General features: G+C 44.4%; 16 protein-coding genes. 10 read left to right on the top strand and 6 right to left on the bottom strand.

The window, feature by feature from the left end:
* Positions 1–142: 142 nt before the first annotated feature.
* Together A7975_RS13570 and A7975_RS13565 are read left to right on the top strand one after the other, a co-directional pair.
* Entirely contained in the window at positions 143–511 is a 369-nt protein-coding gene (locus tag A7975_RS13570; protein ID WP_065385438.1) for a DoxX family protein, read from the top strand.
* Between the two features lie 318 nt (positions 512–829).
* Entirely contained in the window at positions 830–1,528 is a 699-nt protein-coding gene (locus tag A7975_RS13565) for a 4'-phosphopantetheinyl transferase family protein (protein WP_065385437.1), read from the top strand.
* 101 nt (positions 1,529–1,629) lie between these two features.
* Here A7975_RS13565 and A7975_RS13560 read toward each other — a convergent pair whose 3' ends face one another.
* The gene (locus tag A7975_RS13560) at positions 1,630–3,780 is read right to left on the bottom strand and encodes an alpha-amylase family glycosyl hydrolase (protein WP_483295918.1); all 2,151 of its coding nucleotides are present in this window, start codon (positions 3,778–3,780) and stop codon (positions 1,630–1,632) included.
* A gap of 398 nt (positions 3,781–4,178) precedes the next feature.
* Here A7975_RS13560 and A7975_RS13555 point away from each other — a divergent pair, with 398 nt between their 5' ends.
* From A7975_RS13555 to A7975_RS13525, 7 genes are read left to right on the top strand one after another with little or no spacing between them, the layout of a single operon-like run.
* Complete coding sequence (locus A7975_RS13555) at positions 4,179–5,969, top strand: alpha-glycosidase (protein WP_065385436.1); 1,791 nt, start codon at positions 4,179–4,181, stop codon at positions 5,967–5,969.
* A 4-nt stretch (positions 5,970–5,973) separates the two neighbouring features.
* Positions 5,974–7,014: a zinc-dependent alcohol dehydrogenase gene (locus tag A7975_RS13550; protein WP_053377221.1), complete on the top strand. Its 1,041-nt coding sequence runs from the start codon at positions 5,974–5,976 to the stop codon at positions 7,012–7,014.
* A gap of 34 nt (positions 7,015–7,048) precedes the next feature.
* Entirely contained in the window at positions 7,049–8,239 is a 1,191-nt protein-coding gene (locus A7975_RS13545) for a sugar ABC transporter substrate-binding protein (protein ID WP_065385435.1), read from the top strand.
* Positions 8,205–8,885 (top strand): dihydrofolate reductase family protein, encoded by a 681-nt coding sequence (locus A7975_RS13540; RefSeq protein WP_065385434.1) that lies wholly within the window; start codon positions 8,205–8,207, stop codon positions 8,883–8,885. Before A7975_RS13545 ends, A7975_RS13540 begins: the two co-directional genes overlap by 35 nt.
* Before the next feature lie 29 nt (positions 8,886–8,914).
* The gene (locus A7975_RS13535) at positions 8,915–10,285 is read left to right on the top strand and encodes an MATE family efflux transporter (RefSeq protein WP_065385433.1); all 1,371 of its coding nucleotides are present in this window, start codon (positions 8,915–8,917) and stop codon (positions 10,283–10,285) included.
* Between the two features lie 36 nt (positions 10,286–10,321).
* Entirely contained in the window at positions 10,322–15,295 is a 4,974-nt protein-coding gene (locus A7975_RS13530) for a non-ribosomal peptide synthetase (protein ID WP_065385432.1), read from the top strand.
* A complete protein-coding gene (locus tag A7975_RS13525; protein WP_065385431.1) occupies positions 15,276–17,255 on the top strand; it encodes an alpha-amylase family protein in 1,980 nt (659 codons plus the stop codon). The genes A7975_RS13530 and A7975_RS13525 overlap by 20 nt, the downstream gene beginning before the upstream one ends.
* 98 nt (positions 17,256–17,353) lie before the next feature.
* On the opposite strand, the gene A7975_RS13520 is transcribed toward A7975_RS13525, so the two are convergent.
* Positions 17,354–19,114: an alpha-glycosidase gene (locus A7975_RS13520; protein ID WP_065385430.1), complete on the bottom strand. Its 1,761-nt coding sequence runs from the start codon at positions 19,112–19,114 to the stop codon at positions 17,354–17,356.
* A 329-nt stretch (positions 19,115–19,443) separates the two neighbouring features.
* Here A7975_RS13520 and A7975_RS35415 point away from each other — a divergent pair, with 329 nt between their 5' ends.
* The gene (locus tag A7975_RS35415) at positions 19,444–19,665 is read left to right on the top strand and encodes an ABC-2 family transporter protein (RefSeq protein WP_065385429.1); all 222 of its coding nucleotides are present in this window, start codon (positions 19,444–19,446) and stop codon (positions 19,663–19,665) included.
* A gap of 365 nt (positions 19,666–20,030) precedes the next feature.
* Here A7975_RS35415 and A7975_RS13510 read toward each other — a convergent pair whose 3' ends face one another.
* The 4 genes from A7975_RS13510 to A7975_RS13495 form a co-directional block, all read right to left on the bottom strand.
* Positions 20,031–20,396 (bottom strand): GntR family transcriptional regulator, encoded by a 366-nt coding sequence (locus tag A7975_RS13510; RefSeq protein WP_053377213.1) that lies wholly within the window; start codon positions 20,394–20,396, stop codon positions 20,031–20,033.
* Positions 20,396–21,049 carry an ABC-2 transporter permease gene (locus A7975_RS13505; RefSeq protein WP_053377212.1) on the bottom strand — a complete coding sequence of 218 codons (654 nt, stop codon included), beginning with the start codon at positions 21,047–21,049 and terminating at the stop codon, positions 20,396–20,398. Before A7975_RS13505 ends, A7975_RS13510 begins: the two co-directional genes overlap by 1 nt.
* A complete protein-coding gene (locus A7975_RS13500; protein ID WP_065385428.1) occupies positions 21,042–21,896 on the bottom strand; it encodes an ABC transporter ATP-binding protein in 855 nt (284 codons plus the stop codon). The genes A7975_RS13505 and A7975_RS13500 overlap by 8 nt, the downstream gene beginning before the upstream one ends.
* A gap of 1,097 nt (positions 21,897–22,993) precedes the next feature.
* Entirely contained in the window at positions 22,994–24,196 is a 1,203-nt protein-coding gene (locus tag A7975_RS13495; protein ID WP_065385427.1) for an MFS transporter, read from the bottom strand.
* Positions 24,197–24,220 lie beyond the last annotated feature (24 nt).

Below are 24,220 nucleotides of genomic sequence, written 5' to 3'. Positions count from 1 at the left end.
ATGAATCCAAATCTCCCAATGTAGAAGTTTCCACCCTAAATATCATAATAATTGCTTTACAGGACACGTAATGGTGTTATATTATGAAATAGGACACTGATTGGTGTCGGATAATAATAAATGATTAAGGAAGTGGATGAAAATGCATATACTAACCATCGTTCTTCAAAGTTGGCTTCTTTTTTCCATGGCCTTCTTTGGCGGAAGCAAGCTTGCAGGAGCCAAGCATCAGGTCGAACTGTTTGATTCGATTAAACTTCCTCAATGGTTCCGCGTCATTACGGGCTACGTTCAAATTGTTGGATGCATAGGACTCATTGTCGGCTACTGGTATCCGGGGATTGCAGCATGGACCGGAATATTAATTGTCATTATGATGCTATTGGCGTGCTTCTCGCATTTCAGAGTCAAACATCCGATCGGAAAAGTGATACCGGCATTATTGAATCTCGTAATAGCTATTGCTGTAGTATTATTATATGCAGACGAACTGCCCCACCTTTTTGGGTAAGGATGTCCAGTACGGCGCGGACGGAATGGTTGAGTGGGCTTTGGAAGTGATACTTCTAATGTAGGAGCACGGTGTCTGAATTTATCGCTAAAAGTCTTCTTCGATTTATTTTCGTCAGTTCGTCAGCTATTTGATCAAAGATTCGGTCATCCTATGCTAGATAAGCGAGTTAGTAAGAGCAGGACCCCTCTTGGCTCCACCAAACTTCAACCCTTGCGTAGCAAGGGTTTTTGTGAGCTATTGACGATGAAGTGCGAAAAATATCGCGAGATGTGGGAAGCACAGGCACAGTACTACGTATAAAAAAGGAGCATGAACATGTTAGAGATATACGTACTGCAAGTTCCTGACCAAATAGATACTGAGCTGTTTGCAAAGCTATTGAATGCTGTTTCGGAGGACAAAAAGCTGCGGATTAGTCGGTTTAAGCAGAGAGCTGATGCAAATAGAGCGTTGTTGGCTGATCTATTAATTCGTTCAATCATTATGGAGAAGTACCGTATGGAGAATCAAGAGATAACCTTTGTATACAATCCGTATGGCAAGCCAACCTTGGCTTTGGATCAGAGCTTTTCTTTCAATCTTTCTCATTCAGGAACGTGGGTTGCTGCCATTGTAGGGGACGGAGGGCTGGTCGGAATAGATATTGAAGAAGTTCGTCCAATTGAGAACGACGTAGCCAAACGATTTTTTGCCCCTGAAGAATACGTTGATTTGGTTGCAAAAGGAGAAGAGGGAGGGCTGTCATACTTTTACGACCTTTGGACATTAAAGGAAAGCTTCATAAAGGCAGTTGGCAAAGGTCTGTCAATCCCTTTAGATTCATTTGTAATTCGGTGGGATGAATTAGCAGGACGTTATACGGTTAATCAAAATGTTGAAGATCAAGCTTTTAGTTTTCAGCAATATCAAATGGATCCCCATTTCAAGCTGTCTGTTTGCGCTGATCGAGATGACTTTCCAGATTCGGTAAGCATATACGAATGGTCGGAGCTTTATAAAAAGACGGTTCTCTGAGCCTAATCATTAAAAAAATAATCCCGCAAGGAACACCATCTCGAATAGATGAGTCCTGCGGGATTTTTGTTGCGGCTCTAGTTGATCAGGATGTTAAGCGATTACCATCCAATTGTAACGGTAGCAACTCCGCTTGCTGGAGTGACGAATGTCTTATTCGCTCCGCCTTGGAAAGTGACTGTCGAACCATTTTTCTTGAAGTACTTGTATTCTAAAGTCGTATTTGCTGGCACACTCACATCAAAGTACCAAGTTGGGTAAGAATAGATGACTTGATTGTACATAGGGCCAATCGCTTTATTCGTATCCCATCCGCCAAGTTCTGCTACATTTCCAGCAAGATAAATGGCTTCGCCAGGGACAGTTGTAGCGTTGTTTACTACGAAACGAACGGTTACCTGTGTGCCTGTAAGCACGTTGTAGCTAGCAACAGCATTGCTGTCTACAGACGCTGCTGTACGGATCATCACATTGTATTTGCCCGCTGCTACGCTTGGAACGATAACTCTAATTTGTGTATCTTCCCATGAAGTGATATTAGCGCCAGTTACAGCAGTTGTTCCGAAGAATACGGTTCCTTTTGTTGCGCCAAAGCCTGTTCCGTCGATTGTTACAGTGTTTCCTGCTTTGCCCATTTCTGGACCGAAGTTTCCGATTTGAGCAGCAGATGCTGCTGTGTATTCCCATACACCAACTGCGCCTGCAGCAAGTGAGAAGGTATTAACTGCACCACCGCTTGCAGCTGTTATGCTGTTGCCGTTCAGCGTTCCGCCAAGAACATCGGCATACGTGCCTGCTGCCAAAGAAGTAAGCAATCCGTTGATGGAAACACTTGAGCTGCCACGGTTAATAGCAACCACAGCAACATTGTTGCCGAATTTGCGCTCATAAACATATACATCGTTGTTGATCCAGCGCTGCTGCGTCGAACCGTAAGCCATTGCTGGGTTCGATTTGCGAAGCGGCGCCAGCTTCTTAATGACATTGTATGCCGTTGTTGTTTTGCTGAAGGAATTCATCATGCCGCGATTGTTAGGATCGCCATTGCCTGTCAAATATTGTTCTGTACCGTAGTAGATACCAGGAACGCCGCGTGAAGTTAGAGTGAATGCAAGCGCTTGTTCCAGCTTGCGGCTGGATGCACCTGTTACTTGGAAGCGGTCTAAATCATGATTGTCGATAAAAGTAACTTGATCGGCTACTTGCGTATAAGCAGAAGCAGTGCCAGAGATCATAGTGTCCAAATTATACATATTTGCTGTATTGTCGCGGAACACTTGGCGTACCTTCTGACCGAACTCAAAGTCCAGCAAGCTCATCCCTGAATTATTTGCGAAGCTGTAATTCTCTTGGCTAATTTCGTTAGTTCCAAGGAACCATTCCCCGAAAGTAAAAACAGGCTTGTAATTATGAATATAAGACATCCAGCTCTTCTGCCAGCCGAAAGGCATATGTTTTACTGCATCAACACGAATGCCGTCAATGCCCATATCCAGCCAAAGCTTAATGGAATCTTTAAAGTAAGTATCGATTGTGTTGCTGTTATGGCTAATATCGGCAAGATCGTACAAATTGCGGTAAATGCCATCTTCTGTGGACGAGAAGTTTGTTCCTAAATTGTGATGGAAGATGCCGTTAGTATCGCCTGTGTAGCCTGCAACTAATGTTCCATTATTGTAAAGCCTGCCGTTATCGGCAAACGAAGGATCATCTTCTGATGCAGGCGAGGTATGATTTGGTGCAAAATCGATGACGATTTTGATGTTTTTGGCATGCGCTGCATTGATCAGATTTTGAAAATCCGTCATGCTGCCAAAAGCAGGATTCGTCTTTTTAAAATCGCGTGCCCAATATCCATGATATGGAGTATTGTGAACACCAGAGTTTGTAATAACAGAAAAAATATTTTCAACCGGCTGTGAAATCCAAAGTGCTGTAATACCCATATCGGTAAAATAGTTGTCGTTAATTTTGTTTACGATACCAGCCCAGTCTCCGCCGCAATAGACGCGCATGTTGGCACATCCAGCAGAGAAAGCGTTTCCTGTCGGATTGTTAGCTGCGTTGCCGTCAGAGAAACGGTCGGTTACGATCTGATAAATGACATCCGTAGAGAAGTTTTGTTTGTTTTGAACAGATGTAGCTGGTGCTGATTCAACAATAGATTTACTGCCGATAGGCGTAAGCAGGGCAAGTGATAGCAATAGAGCAAATAGTAGATAAATGACGGGTCTCGAAATTTTTTGAGCCACTAAGAACACACCTTTCTTTTTTGTATTCGCTTACAATTTTGATGGTTGTTGCTTGGAGCCGTTATTATTCCCCCCTTATTTGACTTTGTTCCCAAAATAAAAACAACCCCGGAGCGTTCTCTTAAAAAAAGAGATCCGGGGTTGTTCTTAAACCGCATTACGGTTCAAAAAGGCATAGCCCTTATTTTTGGAAACTTTCGAGGTTATGCCTAATATTTTATGAGTGAAAAGCGTTGATTGTCAATAGCCCGTTTGATTTTTTTTTTAGTAAATAACATATTGAATTTACAATTTTTTGATGCTATACTCAATCTCAAATGCAGGCAATGCTACTGAAAAGTACAACCTCGGCTAGTCGAGGTTGTGCTTTTTTTTGTTTCAAGAAAGAGGTGAACGGATTGAACGTAGAGGCGCTGTACCATAGACACAAGCAAAATTGGGCATTTATTTATGAACAAAATGTCGTTTATTTAAGGCTGCGGACGATGAAAAATGATGTCGAAAGTGTTCAGGTTTGTTATGGGGACAAGTATAACTGGTACAAGACAGAACAAAAGGCTGATATGTACAAGCTGCTGTCTGACGCACTTTATGATTATTGGGAAGTACAAGTACAGCCAATATTCGGCAGGCTTAGCTACCGGTTTCTGCTGCATGCAGGAGATCAATCGCTGTATTACGCGGAGCGTTGGTGCAAGGAATATGCGGCAGAATATGATTTTGGTAATTTTGAATACCCCTATGCACATGAGAGTGACAGAATCACTCCACCGGCTTGGGTGAAGGATGCTGTATTGTATCAAATTTTCCCTGATCGATTTGCTAATGGTGATCATGCTAACGATCCAGTGCAGACCGAGCAATGGGAAGCGACATCTACGAAACTTAATTTTTTCGGCGGTGATTTGCAAGGTGTGCTTGATCGGTTGGATTACTTGACGAGGCTTGGCATTACATGTATTTACTTTACTCCATTGTTTCAGGCGGAGACGAATCATAAGTATGATACAGCAGATTATTACAACATAGATCGTCAGTTTGGCGATAATGAATTGTTAAAAAAGCTGGTGGATGAGTGCCATCAACGAGGCATTCGAGTGCTGCTTGATATTGTGTTCAATCACAGTGGACATGCGTTTCCGCCATTTGTCGATGTGATGAAAAATAAGCGGCTATCACCATATGCGGACTGGTTTATATGGAGGGATGAATGGAATAAGCAGAGCGACGCACCGGCGTATGAAACGTTCGGTTACGAAGCTAACTTGCCAAAGTTCAACACGTCAAATTCAGAATTGATTGAATATTTAGTTAATATAGCAGTGTTTTGGCTAAAAACATGTGATATTGACGGATTCAGGCTCGATGTTGCGAACGAAATTGATCATCGGTTTTGGAGAACGTTTCGAGATTCGGTAAAAGCGATTAAGCCGGATGTGTATTTGGTTGGTGAAATGATGCATGATGCGATGGCTTGGCTGCAAGGGGACCAGCTGGATGCGGTGATGGATTACCCTGTTCGTTATAGCGCTATTCAGTTCTTTGCTGCTCGTCGAATCGATGGCAAGGAATTTGCTGATACCGTAAGCGCCCAAATGGTTGCTTATCCGCTGCAAGTAGTGGAGGCGTCTTTCCAGTTGCTAGGGAGTCATGATACAGCGCGAATGCTGACTCTGTGTCAAGGCAATACGGAACAGCTAAAGCTGGCTGTATTGTTTCAATTCACGTATTACGGTGCGCCGTGTATTTATTATGGCGATGAGATTGGGATGAGCGGGGGAGATGACCCAGATAATCGGCGCTGCATGATTTGGGATGAGGACCGTCAAGACAGCCAATTATTTGAGTTCTATCAACAAATGATCGTTATGCGCAAGCAATATTCAGCACTTCGTTATGGTGGATATCGGTTTTTGCATGCGGAAGCGGGAGATCACAAAATCGCTTATGAGCGATGGGATGACAGCGAGCATTTTATCGTAGCGATGAATGTATCCGAGCAAGCCGCAGCATTGTCCGTTCCGGTAAAGGATACGAATGCTGATGAGCATTGGGTGGATGTGTGGTCAGGCGAGGTGCTGATTGCGAAAGCGGGGATGCTTGCGATGGAACTGCCTGCATTTGGTTATCGGCTGCTCCGGCGTCACACGACCCATAACACTGTGCACAACTCTAGAAAAGGAGCGTAATCGAATGGAAGCAATTGTGTGGTCACGCAGTAATAGGCTGGAGCTTATCACTGCTCTGGAGCCTCAGATCGGATCACCTTGGCAAGTAAAGGTTGAAATTGCGATGACTGGAATATGTGGAACAGATCTCGCTGTGGCAGCAGGCAAGGAGAGGGGAGACTATGACGTCATTAGAGGGCATGAAGCGGCAGGTGTTGTCGTTGAAGTCGGGAGGGAGGTTTCTAGCATACGCGTAGGCGACCGGGTAGTCATTGACCCGAACAAAAACTGCGGACGATGCCGATTTTGCAGAAGGGACAAACCACATTTATGCTCTGGGGTAAATGGAGATGGAATGGCTATATCCGGCATCACAGAGTCAGGAACGTTTGCGCGTTTTTTCGTAACGGATGAGCAGTTTGTACATCTTATACCGGATCATATGACCTGGGAACAAGCGGTATTCATTGAGCCTTTGGCATGCGTTCTGCACAATTACAATGAGGCGCAAGTGCGTACTGACGATGCTGTACTCGTGCTTGGCTCTGGTCCAATGGGACTGCTATGTCAAATTGTAGGCAAAAGAAGGGCTGGCTTCGTAGCAGCTACGGAGGTGAATCCCCACCGTCTTCAGCAAGCAGCTTCTGTCGCAGACGTTGCGATTCACCCGGAGCTGTTGAATGAAGCGATTGTCAGCAAATGGTTAGGTGAGCGTAAATTCGACGTTGTTATTGATGCTGTAGGCAATCAATTTCATACCGCAGAACGTTTTGTTGACAGGGGTGGCCGAATTGTTCCGTTTGGCATTCATGCTGGCTTCCAGCACACGTTCAAACCGACGAGCTATTTGCAGCAAGGGATTAAGGTGATTGGAGCAGGTGAATATCTGAATACGTTTCAAGACGCGCTAAAGCTTGCTTCGGAATTGAATGAGCTAGACGGCATGGTTACGAAGAGGTACCGACTTGATGAGCATGAAATAGCAATTGCGGAGCTGCTGAACGTAAGCAAAGCGCAAGAGAGCGGGCAAGTGAAGGAAACGATGAAAACCGTATTTATTCCTTGAGATACAAATGGATGAAAGATAAGGGGATGATGAATTGACGGAGCTTGTTATTTGGCATGAATTTGATGGGCAAGGAGATACGTCTATTGAAGTGCTTGAGCAGCTATGTGAAAAATTCGAGGAGCAGCATGGCGTACATATTAGGCTGGAGTCAATGAGCATTACGGAGCTGGGGGAGCGAATAAAGCATATTCATCGGACAGGAGAAGGGCCTCATATGGCAATCGTCCCTTCAGACATGGCGTCATACAAGGAAAGTGCTTTGTTGTCTGCGGTTCCGCTTGCTTGGTATGAGGGGATTATTGGTGAGCATGTTTTACAATCGATGCTGGTGGACGGCTATCAAGCAGGATTGCCTATTCTGACAGGCAACCATCTAGCTTTATATTATAATCGCGGGTTGTACAAGAATCCGCCACTGGATTGGCAGGAGTGGAGCGAGCGTTCTGCGGAGCTGAATGACAAAGGAATTACACCTGTTGGAATAGATATCAAGCAGTCGTACAGCTTCATCCCGTTGCTGACAGCGTTTGGCGGCTGGCCGATGCATAACAATAAACCGAGCCTAGGCACCCCTGAGATGGAGGCGGCTATCGCCTACGTTCATAATCAACGAGAAAAAGGCGTATTAAAAAGCTTTGACGGTGCGACCGAGCTGCTGGAGCAGTTTTTAGCTGGACAAATCAGTGCAATTATTACGGGCGAGTGGATTTACAACTACTTGCAGCGCGAGATGGGCGATGAGCTGGGAGTTGCACATTTGCCTGCGATTGCTGGCAAAGCTTCCTTTTCGATGTCCTCTTCAATTGGACTTATTTTCCCCAACGATTCCATTAACACAAGTCTTGGCGACGATATCCGCAAGTTTGCTGCGTTCCTGCTGGAGGATGAGAGCCAGCTTGCTTGGGCAGAGCGGGCACAGCGAATTCCTGTACGGACGGGAGCGATGGAGAAGCTTCAAGCGACCGCAGACCCGAACAGACAAAACTTAATTGCAATGGCGAACGCGAGTAGACCGATTCCGGTCAGCCCGTTCATGATTGCAGCTTGGGTAGGTATGGAAGCAGGTCTAGCGGAGCTAGAGCAGGGGAATGCTGAGGGCGCTTGTCGCAAGATGGTGGATGTGTCGGAGGAAGTTGTGGCGCAGATCGAGCAGTTTTTGCTTGAAAAAAAAGAGGAGGATGAAAGGAATGAAAGTAACCGTGTTCAGCCAAGTGTCCATTGATGGCAAATTAACGTTCGGAAGCGGGTATTCAAGCAAGGAATTGTTTCAATTGTTTACGCAGGAGGATATGGAGTTCATTCATCGCTTTCGTGGGCAAGTGGACGGGATAATGGTCGGCAAAAATACGATTTGTACAGACAATCCCTTTCTAACGAATCGTTATGAAACGGGAAAAAATCCGGTTCGTCTCGTGCCGACAAGAACGATGGATTTGCCGCTCGACAGCAATATATTTATGGACGATGAACGTACCATTATGATAACGACAGAGCAAGGAGCAGACGAAGAGAAGAAGGAATGGATTCGGAGCCGGGGCAAAGAGGTGATCGTATGCGGTCAAGAGCTTGTCGATTTCGGAAAACTATTCCCTTTGCTAGAAAAGAATTATGGATTCCGTCATTTGATGGTAGAAGGGGGAGGCATGCTGAACTGGCATGTGTTTGATCTTGATTTAGTTGATGAAATTATTTTGATGCAGCTTCCAATCATTATCGGCGGTGCCTCGAACATTTCGCTCGTAGACGGCCAAGGCTACAATGATTTGTCGTATACGAAAAAATTTGAAGTAGCAGATATTCAAATTAAAAGAAATTATACGTTAATGCGTTATGTAAGATCAGAAGCAGCGAATGAATGGATAAGCTGATAAGTTATTGCTAGGAAAGAGGCACAGACATGGCTAAAGTCGAAAATAAAAGTTTTTATAAAACACTTCTCCAACTGGCTGTTCCGATTACGCTTCAAAGCTTAGTGATGTCATTGCTGTTTATGACGGATCAAGTGATGGTCGGACAGCTTGGCGATACCGCTATTGCAACGGTAGGTATTGCGAGCAAAATTAACAGCGTTGTATCGGTTGTATTAGCTGGCCTTGCTGGTGCGCTTTCGATTTATGTGGCGCAATATTGGGGCAGCAAGGATCGGAAAAGCATCTCGCAGCTGCTTGGCCTTGGACTCGCTATTGGTCTCGCTTTATCGCTAGTGTTCGCGGCAATAATCATTGCCAAACCAGACTTGTTATTGTCCTTGTTTACGAAGGATAGCAGCATTCTTAGCGATGGGCGCATTTATTTGCAAATTATTGCAATTAGCTTCGTTCCAGCCATGCTGACGATGTTGTACTCTGCAATGCTGCGGAGTACAGGGCATGTGAAGTTTCCTATGTATATTAGTTTATTTACGGTCATTTTGAATATTGTGTTGAATTATTTGCTCATCTTTGGTCATTTTGGCTTGCCGAAATTAGGGCTGGCAGGGTCGGCTTATGCCACCTTAATCTCACGTGTAGTTGAAAGCATGCTTATTATTGGGTCCGTCTACAAATATCGTCTGCCTGGCGGCACGTCACTTAAAGAGCTGGGTAGCATTTCAAAGCCGCTCGCAAACAAGTTTCTCATTACGATGTATCCGCTTGTACTGACTGAATTGGTATGGGTTTTAAGTGAGGCGGTTTATGCGATTATTTACAGCCGCATGGGCACGGTTGAAATGACAGCGATGACGATTACGTTCCCGTTGCAAGGATTAATGATTGGCTTATTGACCGGTATTAGCGGGGCTGCTGCTGTTATGGTTGGCAATAAGCTCGGAGCTGGCGAACCTGTAATTGCGCAACAATATGCTAAGCGGCTTATTCGGTTTGGTATTGCTGCCGCATTTGTATTAGGTGTGGTGATTGCTCTAATTGCGCCGCTTTATACGAAATTGTTCCAGGTATCCGCAGAAGCAGATCAGCTTTCCGTTTATATTTTGTGGGTGTTCGCAGCGTTTATTTGGGTGAAGGTTGCCAATATGATTATGGCTGGAGGCGTGTTGCAAAGTGGAGGAGACAGCAAATTCGTCTTTGCAATGGAATCGGCCGCTACGTGGCTGGTCGGCGTACCGCTTGGCTTACTGCTGTCCGTTGTATGGAAGCAGCCGATTTTCTGGGTATATTTTTTCCTCTCATTGGAAGAATTAGTTCGGTTCGTCATTGGCTGGCAGCGGCTCCGCTCAGGTAAGTGGGTACGTAATTTAACGACTAGTGAGGAAAGCATATCTGCATAGATGTCGCTAACATGATGCGCAAAGGAGGGCTTAAATATGGAATCTGTGTTAAATGAGGTGCAGCTAGTTCCTTTAACACATCCTCAGAAGCGGATTAGTTACGTGGAGCAACGGTATGAAGCAAGCCCTATTCATGTCGTGGGCTGTTTAAGCCGGATCGAGGGCGAAGTGGATTTTAAGCTGCTGGAGCATGCGATTCGTTTGGTTCTCCATCAGCATGAGGCGTTTCGGCTTCGATTCGTACAGGAAGACGGCGAGCTGAAGCAATTCGTACAGAGTGGACTTGCAGAAGACGTTACAGCATTTATGGATTTCTCGGTAGAAGATGATCCCGAGCAAGCCATGCAGCAATGGTTAGACCGTGAGGAGAATACGCCTATTCCCCTCATGGACGGCTGCTTATTTCGAATTACGATGTTCCGTATTAGTGAGCAGCATTGCGGTTTCTTGACGTTGTTTCATCATATGATCGGGGATGGCTGGTCTCTGCAATTATTTATTGATGGTATTGGCAAGAGGTATGAGCAGCTATTGCTGCAGGGTGAGAATGTTCTTGATGAAGAGGCTACCGGATATTTGAGCTGGCGACATCAGGAGCAAACGTATTTGGCTTCCAGCCGTGCCGAGCGTGATCGATTATTTTGGCAAGAAAGTCTTCAGCATTTGCCAGAGCCGATGTTCCCAGAGGACAGCAGCAGCTGCATTGCAGGCGCGAGGCAATCATTCCGATTAGGGGAAGAAGATACGGGGGCGCTCAGAAAGCTGGCGCAGAAGCTTGGCTGTACGGAAAATACGATGCTGACGGGGCTTGTCCTGCTTTATTTGCAACGAACGCTTATGCGGGATGATCTCGTCATCGGGACGCCAGTATTTAATCGCAGTGGGAAATTGGAGAAGAAAATATTTGGTGTATTCACCAGTACGATGCCATTGCGAGTACAGATGGATGCAACTGAGCAGGTATCTCTTTTTTTTGAGAGACTTAATCGTATCATTCGGCGGAGTCACTCTCATCAGAAGTATCCTTATGATCTGCTTGTCCAGCAGCTTGAGCTGCGCAGGATTGGTCTGGAGCAAGTATTTCAAGTTTCCGTTAACGTGTTTAATACAACTTTGTTGACAGAGCTGGATGGCATGACTGTAAAACATCGCGAAGTATATAGCGGTAATCAGGGCAATGCGCTGCAATTTGTCATCAATGATTGGAATGGCGAGAATGACTATACCATCGATATCCAATATAAGACTAGCCTGTTTACAGATGAGTCAATTGGGAAAACGATTGCTGTGCTGCGTCATCTATTAAGGCAATTGCTTAATAACTCTGAGCAACGAATAAGTTCCTTATCTGTTGTTCTTGAGGATGAAAGGCGGCAGCAGCTCTATGCATTCAATGAGACAAAGCTTGAGCTGCCGCGTTACCAGTCAATTGTGGAATGGTTGAAGGAAGGGGCTGCGCAAAGGCCAGACGCCATTGCTCTGGCATTTAAGGATCAAGAGATGACGTACTCGGAGCTGAATAAAAGAGCGGATCAAATCGCTTGGCAATTGCGCGAGTCGGGTGCAGGTCCTAATCGTATCGTTGCTATAATGGCGAATCGTTCAATAGAGATGATCGTCGCTATTTATGGCGTCTTACTATCGGGCGGCGCTTATTTGCCGATTGATCCTGCATATCCACGTGATCGAATTGCTTATTTGCTGGAGGATAGCGGCGCACAGACGATGCTTGTTCAGCGAGGGCTTCGCCAGCAAAAGGCAATGGCAGAGCTAGGGATAAAATGTCTAGAGGTATCTATTGATGAGCCGTTGGATGAATCGATAGACGGCGGTGATCGCTATAATGACCAGTTGTCTTTTGTTAATACACCAGACCATTTGGCCTATATGATCTATACGTCAGGATCTACCGGAAAGCCAAAAGGCGTAATGATTCAGCATCATTCCCTCATTAATTTCATAGCGGCGATGAAGGAACAGCTGCCGTTTGAAGAAGGGGCAATCATGCTGTGCGTGACGACGATATCGTTTGATATTTTTGTATTGGAAACGTTAGCCCCCCTTGCTTTTGGCATGAAAATTGTAATTGCAGACGAGGCTGAGCAAGTGGATGGCGCTTTGCTTAATAAGCTAATCGTTAACGAGCGGATACAATGGCTGCAAACGACCCCATCCCGAATGCTGTTATTGCTTGCGGATGAGGGAGCAGCAGAGGCACTTGGCCTTTTGAACTATATTTTGCTCGGCGGAGAACCATTTCCGGCTGTGCTGCGTGAGCAGCTGACGCAGATTACAAATGCAAGATTATTTAATATGTTCGGACCAACAGAAACGACCGTTTGGTCTACGATGCAGGAGTTGACAAGCGAAGAAGCGATTACGATTGGGCGACCGATCGCCAATACCTCCGTTTATATTTTAGGTGAACATCAGGAGCTGCTGCCGATCGGCATGGCTGGTGAGCTCTGTATTTCGGGTTATGGCTTAGCAAGGGGATATTGGAATCGGCCGGAGCTGACGGATGAGAAGTTTGTGCCGCATCCGTTCGAGTCTGGGCAAAAGCTGTACCGAACAGGCGATCTGGCGAAATGGCTGCCAAACGGGCAATTGCAGCATTTGGGCCGGATGGATCAGCAGGTCAAAATTCGTGGATATCGGATTGAGCTTGGTGAGATTGAAAGCTGCCTGATGATGCTAGAAGCGGTTCATATGGCCGCTGTCGTTGTATGGATCAGCCCAAGTGGCATTCAGGAGTTGATTGCTTATGTGAAGGTGAATCGACCGCTTGAGTCTTCTGAGCTAAGAAGTCAATTGGCGGTACATTTGCCGGGATATATGCTTCCCTCCCGATATATTCAATTGGAGCAATTGCCGCTTACTCCAAATGGCAAAGTGGATCGCAAAGCGCTGCCAGACCAGCAAACGACGGGAGTATCGCAAGCGCAAGCAGCTTTGATGGCTGATTCGCAAACATCAAAAACCCAAGTAGTGAAGTTAGAAACGGCAATGTCCGTAGAAGCAGCTAAGCGTTTAACAACGTCGCATGCGACTGTATCGCTGCCTGAAGCTGACGAAACGGATGAGGGAGCAGCAGCTGTCGAATATTCGCTCGAGCGAACGATTGTAAATTGCTGGCTGTCCATCTTGGCTGGACATAATATTAGTCATTCCGACAACTTCTTTGAAGTTGGCGGGCATTCACTTCATGTATTAAAAGTTATTTCTGTTATGAAGGATCGCGGAATTCCGGTACAAGCATCGGATATGTATGCCGAGCCAACCGCGAGCGGACTAGCGGAACGGCTGCGAAAGCGGCATGGAGCTTTTGTATTCGAGCCATGGCAAGACACTTCGGTGAACAAAGAGGTAGTTTCCGCCATTACCATCAATGGCGCGATAACAACGAATCGAGACGCCTATCGCTGGGAGCAGGTTAACTGCTTTACGAAACCGATGGCGATACTGTTTGAATCGTTTCAACGCGGATATTTTGAGCTGTTCCTGTTCCGCTACAATTTTTATATGACCTTTTTTGCAGATAAATGGAAAGAAAGTCCGTTTGAACGTGAGGAAGAGCCGAATGCGGATTTTGTGGATTTATATGAGAAAAAGCTGAAAGAAGCTTTTCAATTGGATATAAGTAAAGTCACCTTCAACGATGCTAATGAGCTAAGAGCATTATTGCAGGAAGGGCTGAGGAACGGGCAGCGGATGTTAGTTCCCGGGGATTTGTATGGGCTTTATTATTCCAATCATTATTTAGGCGAGCCGCATACGCATTATTTTGTTATAAAAGGCTACGACGCGAAGCGTGACCTTGTTTATATGCTGGACAATATGCATATTGAAGGAGGGGCGCTGCCGGTTTATAAGGACTTCGTCATTCAGACGGAGCAATTAGTCGGCATGAGCCGCTTTTATGCACAGCATTGGTGCCCAGAAGGTTCGATTCCGTATTTGTTATCGCTGGAAGAACGGGCTGACGTGCAAGAAGCAATGGATAAGCGCTCATTATTATGTGAGCATTTGGAGCTGCTGGAGCGTTGGACGCAGGACAGCTCACTTATCATTTATTTAGAAGAAGAGATGCTGAAGGAAATCGAGGTTCGCAGGGATACATCCAGAATTACAAAGCTTATACCATTGACTAACTATAAGTCAGTCTATTATGATCAATTATTTTCTTTCATGGAATCTTTGCAGGTGGAACAGTCGGGTATTGATGAATTACGCTTGCTCAGCATGGCCATCGGCGAGGAATGGGAACAATTCCGGCTGGCACTATTTGATCGGGTAGCTGATCGCAGGTATGAGGTGAAAGACCTTAAAATAGAAGCAACGCGGATAGCCCAGATGGAGACGATGTTTTTCCATACACTTCGGCAATTGCTGGCAGGAGCTAATTTGCGTGAACGGTCGTTAAACGAGGAAGCTTCTGCGGGAATCGGTCATTTTGCGGAATTCAATTTGAATGCACAAAACGGAGTATGGCAAGCGGACAGCCTCACCATGATTCATACGACAGCCCGAATCGACGATACGTGGATCGTGAAGGATGAAGCACCTCAGCTACTCGCAACACCGACGAAGGAGCAATTCCGCATGGAAGCAACTGTGGTAAATCGCAACAAATACGGCCCATGCTATCATAGTGGTCTAATCGTCAAGTTCAAGGATCATAGCAAAATAATGTTTGGCAATGCCCGGCGCAAGCTGCTAGGTGTATTTTACCCGGAGAGAACGGACAACTACGAATTGTTTGCAAGATTGGATGTGCAAGAAAAACATCGATTGTGCATCGAAGCAAGTGGTGACGAGCTGTATTTCCGAGTCAAGCATGAAAGTGAAGCGGACTGGGAGCTAGTTTGTTCATTTAAAATAAGCGAGCCGGTCATTAGTGTTGGTTTATTTTCGAAAACATGGGAGCCAACAGATCATCAAACAGAGTTTACCGAAATTATCTTTTACGATGGGGAAGGTGAAAGTGGAAATGAACACGAAACTGCATAATCATCCATCCAAGCAACAAGCAATGGTTCTAGAGGACATGTCCCCGCTGGCTCGTATTTCTTCATTTATACGTTCACGCATTAGTGAAAACACAACGCTGTTATGGCTGCCAGCTGTCTGGAACACTTGTGGCTATGCGGATATTTTGGAGATGAAGCAAGGTGAAATATTGGTTGCAGCCTATCCGTTTCTGGATGCTCATTTGGAGCAGCTGGGCAGAGACGCACATCGTTACCACTTGGAGGAAGCAACCAATCTGGATGAAAGTGTAATCTACTCCTCGCTTGTTCGTTATTCTACTGCTTGGGACACTGATCATGACGGAAACATTGAGTCTGGAACTTTTCTAAAAATGATTCTGCTGCTTCCGCTGCTCAAGCAAATGGGCGTCAACATTTTGTACATGCTCCCGGTGACACGGTACAGCACAATTAACTTAAAAGGTGATATCGGATCACCGTACGCCGTACAATCGATGTTCGAACTCGATCCAAATCTTCATGATCCATTGTTGGATGATATGACTTCAATAACGCTTAATGATGAAATGTCTGCGCTTGTAGCAGCATGTCATCTCCTTGATATTAAAGTGACGGTGGACTTTATTCCTAGAGTCACTGCAAGAAACAGTGATTTGATTCGTAACCATCCTGAGTGGGTGTATTGGATTCACAACGAAGCGTTGGAGGGCTTCGCGCCGCCGCCAATTCCTGAGCTTGATTTCTTCGAGGAATGCAAACCGGACAAGCTCGAGACGGTGTATCGAAGTGGTGAAACGGCAGCTTTTTTAGCGAAATTTTCGTTGCCGCCTAATGATCTGAATGAGGAGCTTTGGTTGAAGTTGAAGCATCGTTCCCAAGAGACAGGCGAGGAGCTGCTTCATTTAATTGAAGAGGAGATGGGGATTACGACGGCCCCTGCTCATTCGGACTGGATCAATGATGTTCAGCCGATATGGACGGACATTACGTTCCTGCGCTTGTATGCGGATAACAATCCGCTTGTGGAGCATTTAATTAAACCGGATCAGGCACCTTATGTATTATTTGATACGATCAAATGCAACTATTACCCGGCAAAGAAGCCGAACCGTGAATTATGGGATTTGCTCATTGAAGGGCTGCGCTTCAATTTAAACACGTACGGCATTGACGGCTTCCGCATCGATATTGGGCATGTGCTGCCGGTTCCGCTGCTTGATGAGATGTTTAATGTGGTAAAATCAATCAAGCCGGAAGCGCTGCTCATTAGCGAGGATCTATTTAATCGCAATCACCAGAAAGCGGCTGCAGTGGGCTATAACATTATGCTCGGCAGTGGCTGGAACATTATGACTGACATTACCAAAGACAACTTAACTGAATACTTGCGGGAGCTTCCGCAGCTTGCCATTCATGTATTTGCCTGCGCAGAGACCGCGGACACCCCGCGTATTACGAGCAGGGGAGGCGTAGCGCTGGCGCGAATGATCGCTGTGTTTAATGGGTTTTTGCCGAATGCAATTCCATATATTACGACTGGATTTGAAATGAACGAGGAGCTGCCGCTGAATTGCGGATTAGGCGATAATACAGATGGAGCTGACATTCCGCGGGCGTTCTTCAACCGGATGCAAATTGATTGGTCAAAGTCGGAATCGATGATTCCGTTGTTATCTGAGCTTCATGAATTCAAGAGCCTTAAGCGAAATCTGATGGATGCAGAAAAGTTTTTTGTCGCCGAATCTCCAGAACATGTTGTTGTGTATGGATATATGGACGAAGAGGAACGACTGATTTGCTGCTTTAATCTGTGTGGAGAACAGGCTGTGGAGCTGTCATTGGCGCCTTTACAGCATGTTGATGCGGCGTGGAAGGTGGGAATTGATAGCCATTTCGGGCAGGGACAGCTATCATCAGCCGCTCTATCAGCGAATAAGGTGAAGCTTCAGCCGTATCAGGCGATTATTTTTACTTGTTGAGTAGGATAGTTGGTTAGTTTTCGTGTTGAGAAAAAAAGGACGAGCCAGGGCTATCACCCCGATCTCGACCTTTTTTTCATTTTAAGACGATCCCTTCGTTACACGCTAGCTTTAACTTTAACCTTAGCTTTAAGAATCGAGTATCCGAAAGCTGGCAAGCTTAATTGCTTGGTACCGGATTTGATAGACTCACCGGAAAGCGCATCGATCCATTCATATTCGTTGTTCTCACTAAGTGAGTAAGCTGCTACAGCATCCGAATTATTGATCGCGATAAGGAAGCGTTCATCGGCATTCTCTCTTTCGTAGGTCAGCAATTGCTTGTTGCTTTGAGCCAAGAATCGGATGCTGCCTGTACGAAGCGCTTCATGCTTCAGACGAAGATGGATCATGTTTTGGAAGAAAGTAAGCAAGTTCTGATCTTGCTTGTTGACATCCCACTCCATACATTTGCGGTTGTGAGGATCATGATCGCCATCCATACCGATCTCGTCACCGTAGTAGATACAAGGAGCGCCAACAAATGTTAATTCAAACAAATACGCAAGCTTAAGCCGAGCTTTATTGCCTTGGCACAACGTCAACAGCCTAGTCGTGTCATGGCTGCCGAGTAAATTAAAGGAGGTTTCATTGACTTGGCGCGGGTAGCTGGCAATCTGCCGCTGAATGGCATCAGCAAAGCCTTTTGCATCAATCCGAGAATGAGCAAAGAAATTTAAAAGTGCGTTTGTGAAAGGATAGTTCATTACGGCATCAAACTGATCGCCTTGCAGCCACGCCATGGAATCATGCATAATTTCGCCCAAAATATAAGCCTCAGGATTGATCTCCTTAACCGCTTTGCGGAACTCACGCCAGAAATGATGATCGACTTCATTAGCAACGTCAAGCCGCCAGCCGTCAATTCCAATTTCTTCGATCCAGTACCGAGCAATACTAAGCAAATAATCCCGTACTTCTGGATTCTCAGTATTCAGCTTCGGCATAATCGGTTCAAAGCCAAACGTATCGTAGGTCGGGATGCCCTCCTTCACATCCAGCGGCCATTCGCGAATGAAGAACCAATCGGCATATTTGGATTTAGGTCCATTTTTGACAACATCAACAAACGCAGGGAACGTATTGCCGCAATGATTGAATACCGCATCGAGCACGACGCGAATGCCTCTTTGGTGACAGGCTTCAACCAGCTCTTTGAGCTTCTCATTTGTACCGAAATGTGCATCAACCTTGAAATAGTCCTGCGTGTCGTATTTGTGATTCGTAGTGGCTTGGAATAATGGGTTGAAATAGATGGCATTAACGCCAAGCTTGGATAAGTAATCCAAATGATCAAGTACGCCTTGCAAATCGCCGCCAAAATAGTTAGTAGGAGTTGGTGTTCCGCCCCAAGGCAATACACCCTCTGGGTCATTGCTTTTGTCCCCATTAGCGAAGCGCTCAGGGAAGATTTGATAAAATACCGCGTCTTTAACCCATGCTGGAGGAGAAATAATATCGATAGGATTCAAGAAAGGGAAATCGAACAATCCTTCATAAATGACATCAGGGGCCTCATCAAAAAATCCTTTTTCGAGCATATACACGACTTGCTCTTGGCTGCGAATTTCAAAATAATAGACGGTTCTGCGGTATCGCGGCTGAATAGCAGCTTCCCAGTAATCGAATCGTTCATCTGACGCAAATATCGCCATGGGAACGGAGGAATTCGTATGATCCCAGCCATACTTATCCCCACAATGTAGGACGACAGTATCAACATCATCCCTTTTTGTGCGCAGGCGAATATGAAGCGTTTTCTCATCGTAAGCATAGGACCAGTTTTGTTTCATTCTGTGATACATGACGTCTAATTGCATGGTTTGATCGCTCCTTTAAAATAGATAAAAGGCATGAAAAAAAGGGCCCAACCTCATTCTTGAACGAGGTTGAACCCTAGGTTTCATTGCCTTTTAATTTGATTAATTATAGCATATGCGATATCGCATATCAACAATAATTCACATTTCTACAAGTAAGGAACTGTGGCTTATACAGAGCTCCATCTACAGTGAACGGCAGAATAAATAATAAATGGATTTTTTTGTATAGATGGCGTATGGGTAGCGGCAGAAGTACATTTTCGCCTGGTGATTCAAAGGTTTTTGCGGTGCTGGATGATGGTGATGAGGCGAGCTGCCTTTGAGAGATGTTCGACTTTTTCATTTCATTAGAATGGAAATTTATCGCCGACCTGCTTCCATTTCAATTTTTAGGATTTATACCTGCAGTTATATATATGGAGAAGCTTGAAACGAGTAACGTCATGATGATATTGGGAAAGGGCTGCATATGGATTTTATTATTATGGGGAGCAGTGAAGTTGCTTTGGCATAAAGCAATTAAAAGATCGGTTATACATGGTGGTTAATGTGGAGATGTTCATCAAAGGTGGGAAGTTATGAATATTCGATTGTTTCTACATTTTGTGAAACTGATCATTAAATCGCGAATGGAGTATAGAGGGGCATTTATCATAGGAGTAGTTGGTCAAATTGTCGGTTACGCAGCTAATTATTTGGTTATATGGCTATTGCTACAAAGGTTTGAAGTTATTAATGGCTAGAGTTGTTTAACCAAACCAATTAAACCATTTTTATACTATTTAGCCAACTTGTTCAATATCGGATACATATATCAAGGAGCGGGTGGGTGAATGGGATTCCCCTAGGCTCCACCAAAAAAACAAAGACAACCACATCCTCAGGACGTGGTTGTCTGTTCATATCTGCATTTTCAATAAGCTTTCTTCAAAAGCTCAAAAACTTCTTCAATCGTGAGGCCAAAAGATTTGTAATACGAAGTGTCAATAACCATCTGCTTCAAGATCATTTCATTGCGTTTTTGAAGCATCTCGTCGGGCGAGAGTTCGGCTACAAAACATCCTTTGCCGGTAACGGTGTAAATCAAACCAAGTCGTTCGAGCTCTTCCCACGCTTTTTTTACGGTAATGATACTAACACGAAGTTCCGTGGCCGCATGACGTATGGGCGGCAAACTATACCCATTTTCTAATTCGCCCTTGAGAATTTGTGCGCTGATTTGTTCGAAAAGCTGCTGATAAATGGGTTTATCAGATGTGTTCGATATAGCTATATTCATTATATTTCCACTTTCTCAAACCGTTTGATGGCAATATGATAAGCGATAATCGTAAAGATCGCAAATATCAAAATGCCCGCGATCAGGATCGATAATTGAGTTGCCAAATGATCAGTACCCGCTCCTTTAAAAAGATCATACACGAACGAATTCTGGATGCCGAGCCATTCTGCGCCTCCAGCAAACAGCATAGCGGCTGTAATGGATGCAATCGCTGCTGCGCCGTATTTATATGCAGTCTTATAATACATGGATATAAAGATAATATTGAAGATCGCAATCATGACGAAACATAGTCCCCAAAAACCTAAGGATGGTTTGAAAAAATAGTAGATCATATTCGGATATAAACGAATGCTAATCATGCCATATATCATTGCAACAACAATATGCATTAATTCCAGGATGACAATAACGGATATCTTTGCTTTTACAATGTCTTTTTTTGTTACTGGCAGCATGCCCGTAAATATCAAATCATTCTGAGTTTTATATCCTGCGAACATATTCGGTATCGTGATAAAACAAAAGTAAAGGAGGACAAGGAAATATAACCATCCGGGTATTAGCATTAAGGCGCCTGTCAGAAAGGGCATCACATAAAAGAAAGGACTTACGCCCAACTTTAATTCTTTCATCAGCAAGTTATACATGATTAACCTCCTTTTTCGAAAAATAGATCATAATTTCCTCAAGATTAGGCAAGGTTGACTTCAAATCCAAAGAGGGATCAAAGTCTCTGGTATGAATCAAGCCTGTAAAGCCAAATGAATTCTTTTTGTAGGAAATTAACCGGTCTTTTATCAAATCCAATTGGTCAAACCGCCCATTAACCAAACGATAGGTATCAATAAATTCTTCTTTCTCAGAGCTGTTGATGATTTGTCCGTTATCGATAAAAGTAATATAATCAGCGCATTTTTCCAAGTCGGATGTGATATGAGTCGAAAACAGGATGCTAATTTCGCCATCTTCCACCAGTTCCTGGAATATATCCAACAGATTATCTCTTGCTACCGGATCAAGTCCGCTTGTAGGTTCATCAAGAATAAGGAGCTTTGCGCCGTGTGACAAAGCAAGGGCCAAGCTGTATTTTACTTTCATTCCGGTCGATAATTCAGCTATTTTTTTGTCTTCATGCAAATTAAATTTTTTCAGGTAATTATAATAGGCTTCATCATTCCAATTATGATAGAACTTTTTGATTACGTTCGTTAACGTTTTGATTTTGCTTCGCGTATAGAAATCGATGTCTCCGAAGGCGGAGCCAATTTCTTGCTTCAATTCGAGTTCGTGTTCGACCATCTCCTTGCCCAAAATACGGATTTCGCCGCTATCCAAATGAAGCAAATTCAAAATTGATTTTATAGTGGTTGTTTTTCCCGCGCCGTTGGCTCCGATAAATCCCATAATATAGCCCTTTTCCAGTTGAAAAGTGATGTTTTTTAGATGAAAATGTTCATATTTTTTATTTAAATTTTTAATATCTAATGCAAGCATATATCCAACCTCCATCTAAATTGTGTATATCGTGCATGCACAATATAACATCGAGGCAATTCTGATGTCAATTGTTTTTATCAAGGCGCATATTGGGTTTGGCTTAATAGAGCGAATCTGTGACCGCTCGCGCGGACGGAATGAGGGGAGAAGGCTTGAAGGCAAAAGCTTCTAATGGAGAAGCACGGGGTCTGAATCTACCGCTAAAAGTCCGCGCAGGGTAATGATCCTCAGCTATATCAGCAAGACTTGGATATCCCAAGATGGATATGCGAAATTGATGAGATTAATAGCCGCAATGGCTTAATTTCTATCGTAAACACTCTTTTCTGATGCGAGCGGACTGAGTATCCGCTATTTGTCCGAATCATACATTTTGAGTGTGTATGCGGACAGGAGAGACGCTATTACCCATCAAACGAGTGAATTTTGTGTTTTTATGAGTGAATAACGGAACCTCAGTCCGCAAGTATCATAATACTTAGTTGATTATCATAAATAACGGATTCTCTGTCCTCCAGATATCAGATGTTCCTGCTTCGAGGCATTTTTTAAAGTAAGAATCGAAGTTTGTAGGTGCGAGCTTGGTGTTGAGCGCTCGGGGTGCCCGGTATGTGCAGATAAACCAGTTGGTGTAAGAGTGCCTTGTCTGCCGATCGCTCACCTTAAGATGGCTGTCGAGTTCCAAAGGCGCGATTGGACGCAAAAGTAACGTGCATACCGGACCGTTTTGACTTCTAACGAAGAAAAGATGGAGGGTACGTTGACTGCAAATGTGCTAATTTACGGGGTTAGTGCTGTAGCACCCTGTAGCGGGAAACCGCAGCGATGAGGTCAGAGGTTCGATCCCATGAAGCTACACCAAACCATTACCACAAATCACAGATTGTAGAGGGAAATACGTCATTTTCAAAGGCATCTTGTTTCTCGTTTGTTTTACGGCGCTGATCATACACTTCATCGACTTCCTTAACGCGGTACATAAAGAAAGCTGTCGAGACTTGCTCGACAGCCTGAGCAGATCGTTCCTCAGTAGAGGGCGAGCTGCTTTTGTTTTGTTAACCGTACCATTCTATTCACAAGCACTATTTCTCGCATTATTTTGCCAAGCTGCCAGCTGATTGTTTTTCTTTCCACATCATTGTAATGACAAGTCCAATAAACATAATGGCAGCAGCAAAGAGATACGGATAGTTAATGTTCACATCAAATAATATACCGCCTAATGCGGGGCCGACGATATTGCCCAGGCTTGTATAGGTAGAGTTCATTCCAGCGATAAATCCTTGTTCTTTTTCGGCAGTTTTTGATAAATAGGTCGTTAATGCCGGTCGTAGCAAGTCAAATGCGAGAAAGATGAAGCATGTTATTATTAAAATGGCTAAATAGCCTGAGATCATAGTGGATGCTACCGCCAATAGAACGCCAGCGATTAAGCAAATCTGGATGAGCTTCTTTTCACCGAGTTTATCTACCATTTTACCAAACATAAAGACCTGAACGACAACGCCGAAAATTGCACTTATTGTAATAATGGCAGCAATATCTCGTGGAGTGAAGCCAAATTTATGATCAGAATACAGACTGAATACAGTCTCATATGCGGATAAACCAAAGGCGAGTACAAACACAATAATAAAGGCAATAATGTATAGTGGATGAAGTGATCGTTTGAGATCACTTACAAAGTTGGTATCTTTTTTAAGCTGAGCGGTTTCCAGAAGCTGCTGTTTGGTTAGTGGCTCTTTTAAAATAAATAGGGATGAAATACATGTTAGTAATGCGAAGCCGGCAGCAAAGTAGAACGGGGCACGCACGCCCATCTCAGCAATAAAGCCTCCGATGCCTGGGCCAATGATAAATCCGATGCTAATGGCGGCAGAAATATAGCCCATTGCTTTGGGCCTCTCCTCTACTGACGTAATATCAGCAACAAAAGCAGTTACAGCCGGCATAATAAATGCACCGCTAATGCCTCCTAAAATTCTGGATAAATAAAGAACGGATACATGTGTACCTAAACCAAAGATCAGCTCTGATACACTGAAGAGGAATAAGCCGATTACGATCATTTTTTTTCTGCCATAGGTGTCAATCCATCGTCCAGCGAGGGGAGACATGAGTAATTGTGCAAACGCAAAGGCGGCCATTAGATAACCCATCGTTTGGCCGGATAAATGCATAATATTCATAAAGGATGGCATAACGGGAACAATTAATCCGACGCCTAGAAAAACTATGAATATATTACTGAGTAGAATGAGTAAGACTGTTTTTTGTTCTTTCAATGGTTTCTTCATGAAGAAATACCTCTCTCTGTAAAA

The organism is Bacillus sp. FJAT-26390, assembly GCF_001682865.1.
Taxonomy (GTDB): Bacteria; Bacillota; Bacilli; order Paenibacillales; family Paenibacillaceae; genus Pristimantibacillus.
This window is presented reverse-complemented; position numbering and strand designations above follow the sequence as displayed.

What these genes read in the sequence shown, in the direction of transcription:
- A7975_RS13570 (WP_065385438.1), top strand. Translation starts at nt 143, where the DNA reads ATGCATATACTAACCATCGTTCTTCAAAGTTGGCTTCTTTTTTCCATG.
- A7975_RS13565 (WP_065385437.1), top strand. Translation starts at nt 830, where the DNA reads ATGTTAGAGATATACGTACTGCAAGTTCCTGACCAAATAGATACTGAG.
- A7975_RS13550 (WP_053377221.1), top strand. Translation starts at nt 5,974, where the DNA reads ATGGAAGCAATTGTGTGGTCACGCAGTAATAGGCTGGAGCTTATCACT.
- A7975_RS13540 (WP_065385434.1), top strand. Translation starts at nt 8,205, where the DNA reads ATGAAAGTAACCGTGTTCAGCCAAGTGTCCATTGATGGCAAATTAACG.
- A7975_RS13535 (WP_065385433.1), top strand. Translation starts at nt 8,915, where the DNA reads ATGGCTAAAGTCGAAAATAAAAGTTTTTATAAAACACTTCTCCAACTG.
- A7975_RS13530 (WP_065385432.1), top strand. Translation starts at nt 10,322, where the DNA reads ATGGAATCTGTGTTAAATGAGGTGCAGCTAGTTCCTTTAACACATCCT.
- A7975_RS13525 (WP_065385431.1), top strand. Translation starts at nt 15,276, where the DNA reads ATGAACACGAAACTGCATAATCATCCATCCAAGCAACAAGCAATGGTT.
- A7975_RS13520 (WP_065385430.1), bottom strand. Translation starts at nt 19,114, where the DNA reads ATGCAATTAGACGTCATGTATCACAGAATGAAACAAAACTGGTCCTAT.
- A7975_RS35415 (WP_065385429.1), top strand. Translation starts at nt 19,444, where the DNA reads ATGTTCGACTTTTTCATTTCATTAGAATGGAAATTTATCGCCGACCTG.
- A7975_RS13510 (WP_053377213.1), bottom strand. Translation starts at nt 20,396, where the DNA reads ATGAATATAGCTATATCGAACACATCTGATAAACCCATTTATCAGCAG.
- A7975_RS13505 (WP_053377212.1), bottom strand. Translation starts at nt 21,049, where the DNA reads ATGTATAACTTGCTGATGAAAGAATTAAAGTTGGGCGTAAGTCCTTTC.
- A7975_RS13500 (WP_065385428.1), bottom strand. Translation starts at nt 21,896, where the DNA reads ATGCTTGCATTAGATATTAAAAATTTAAATAAAAAATATGAACATTTT.
- A7975_RS13495 (WP_065385427.1), bottom strand. Translation starts at nt 24,196, where the DNA reads ATGAAGAAACCATTGAAAGAACAAAAAACAGTCTTACTCATTCTACTC.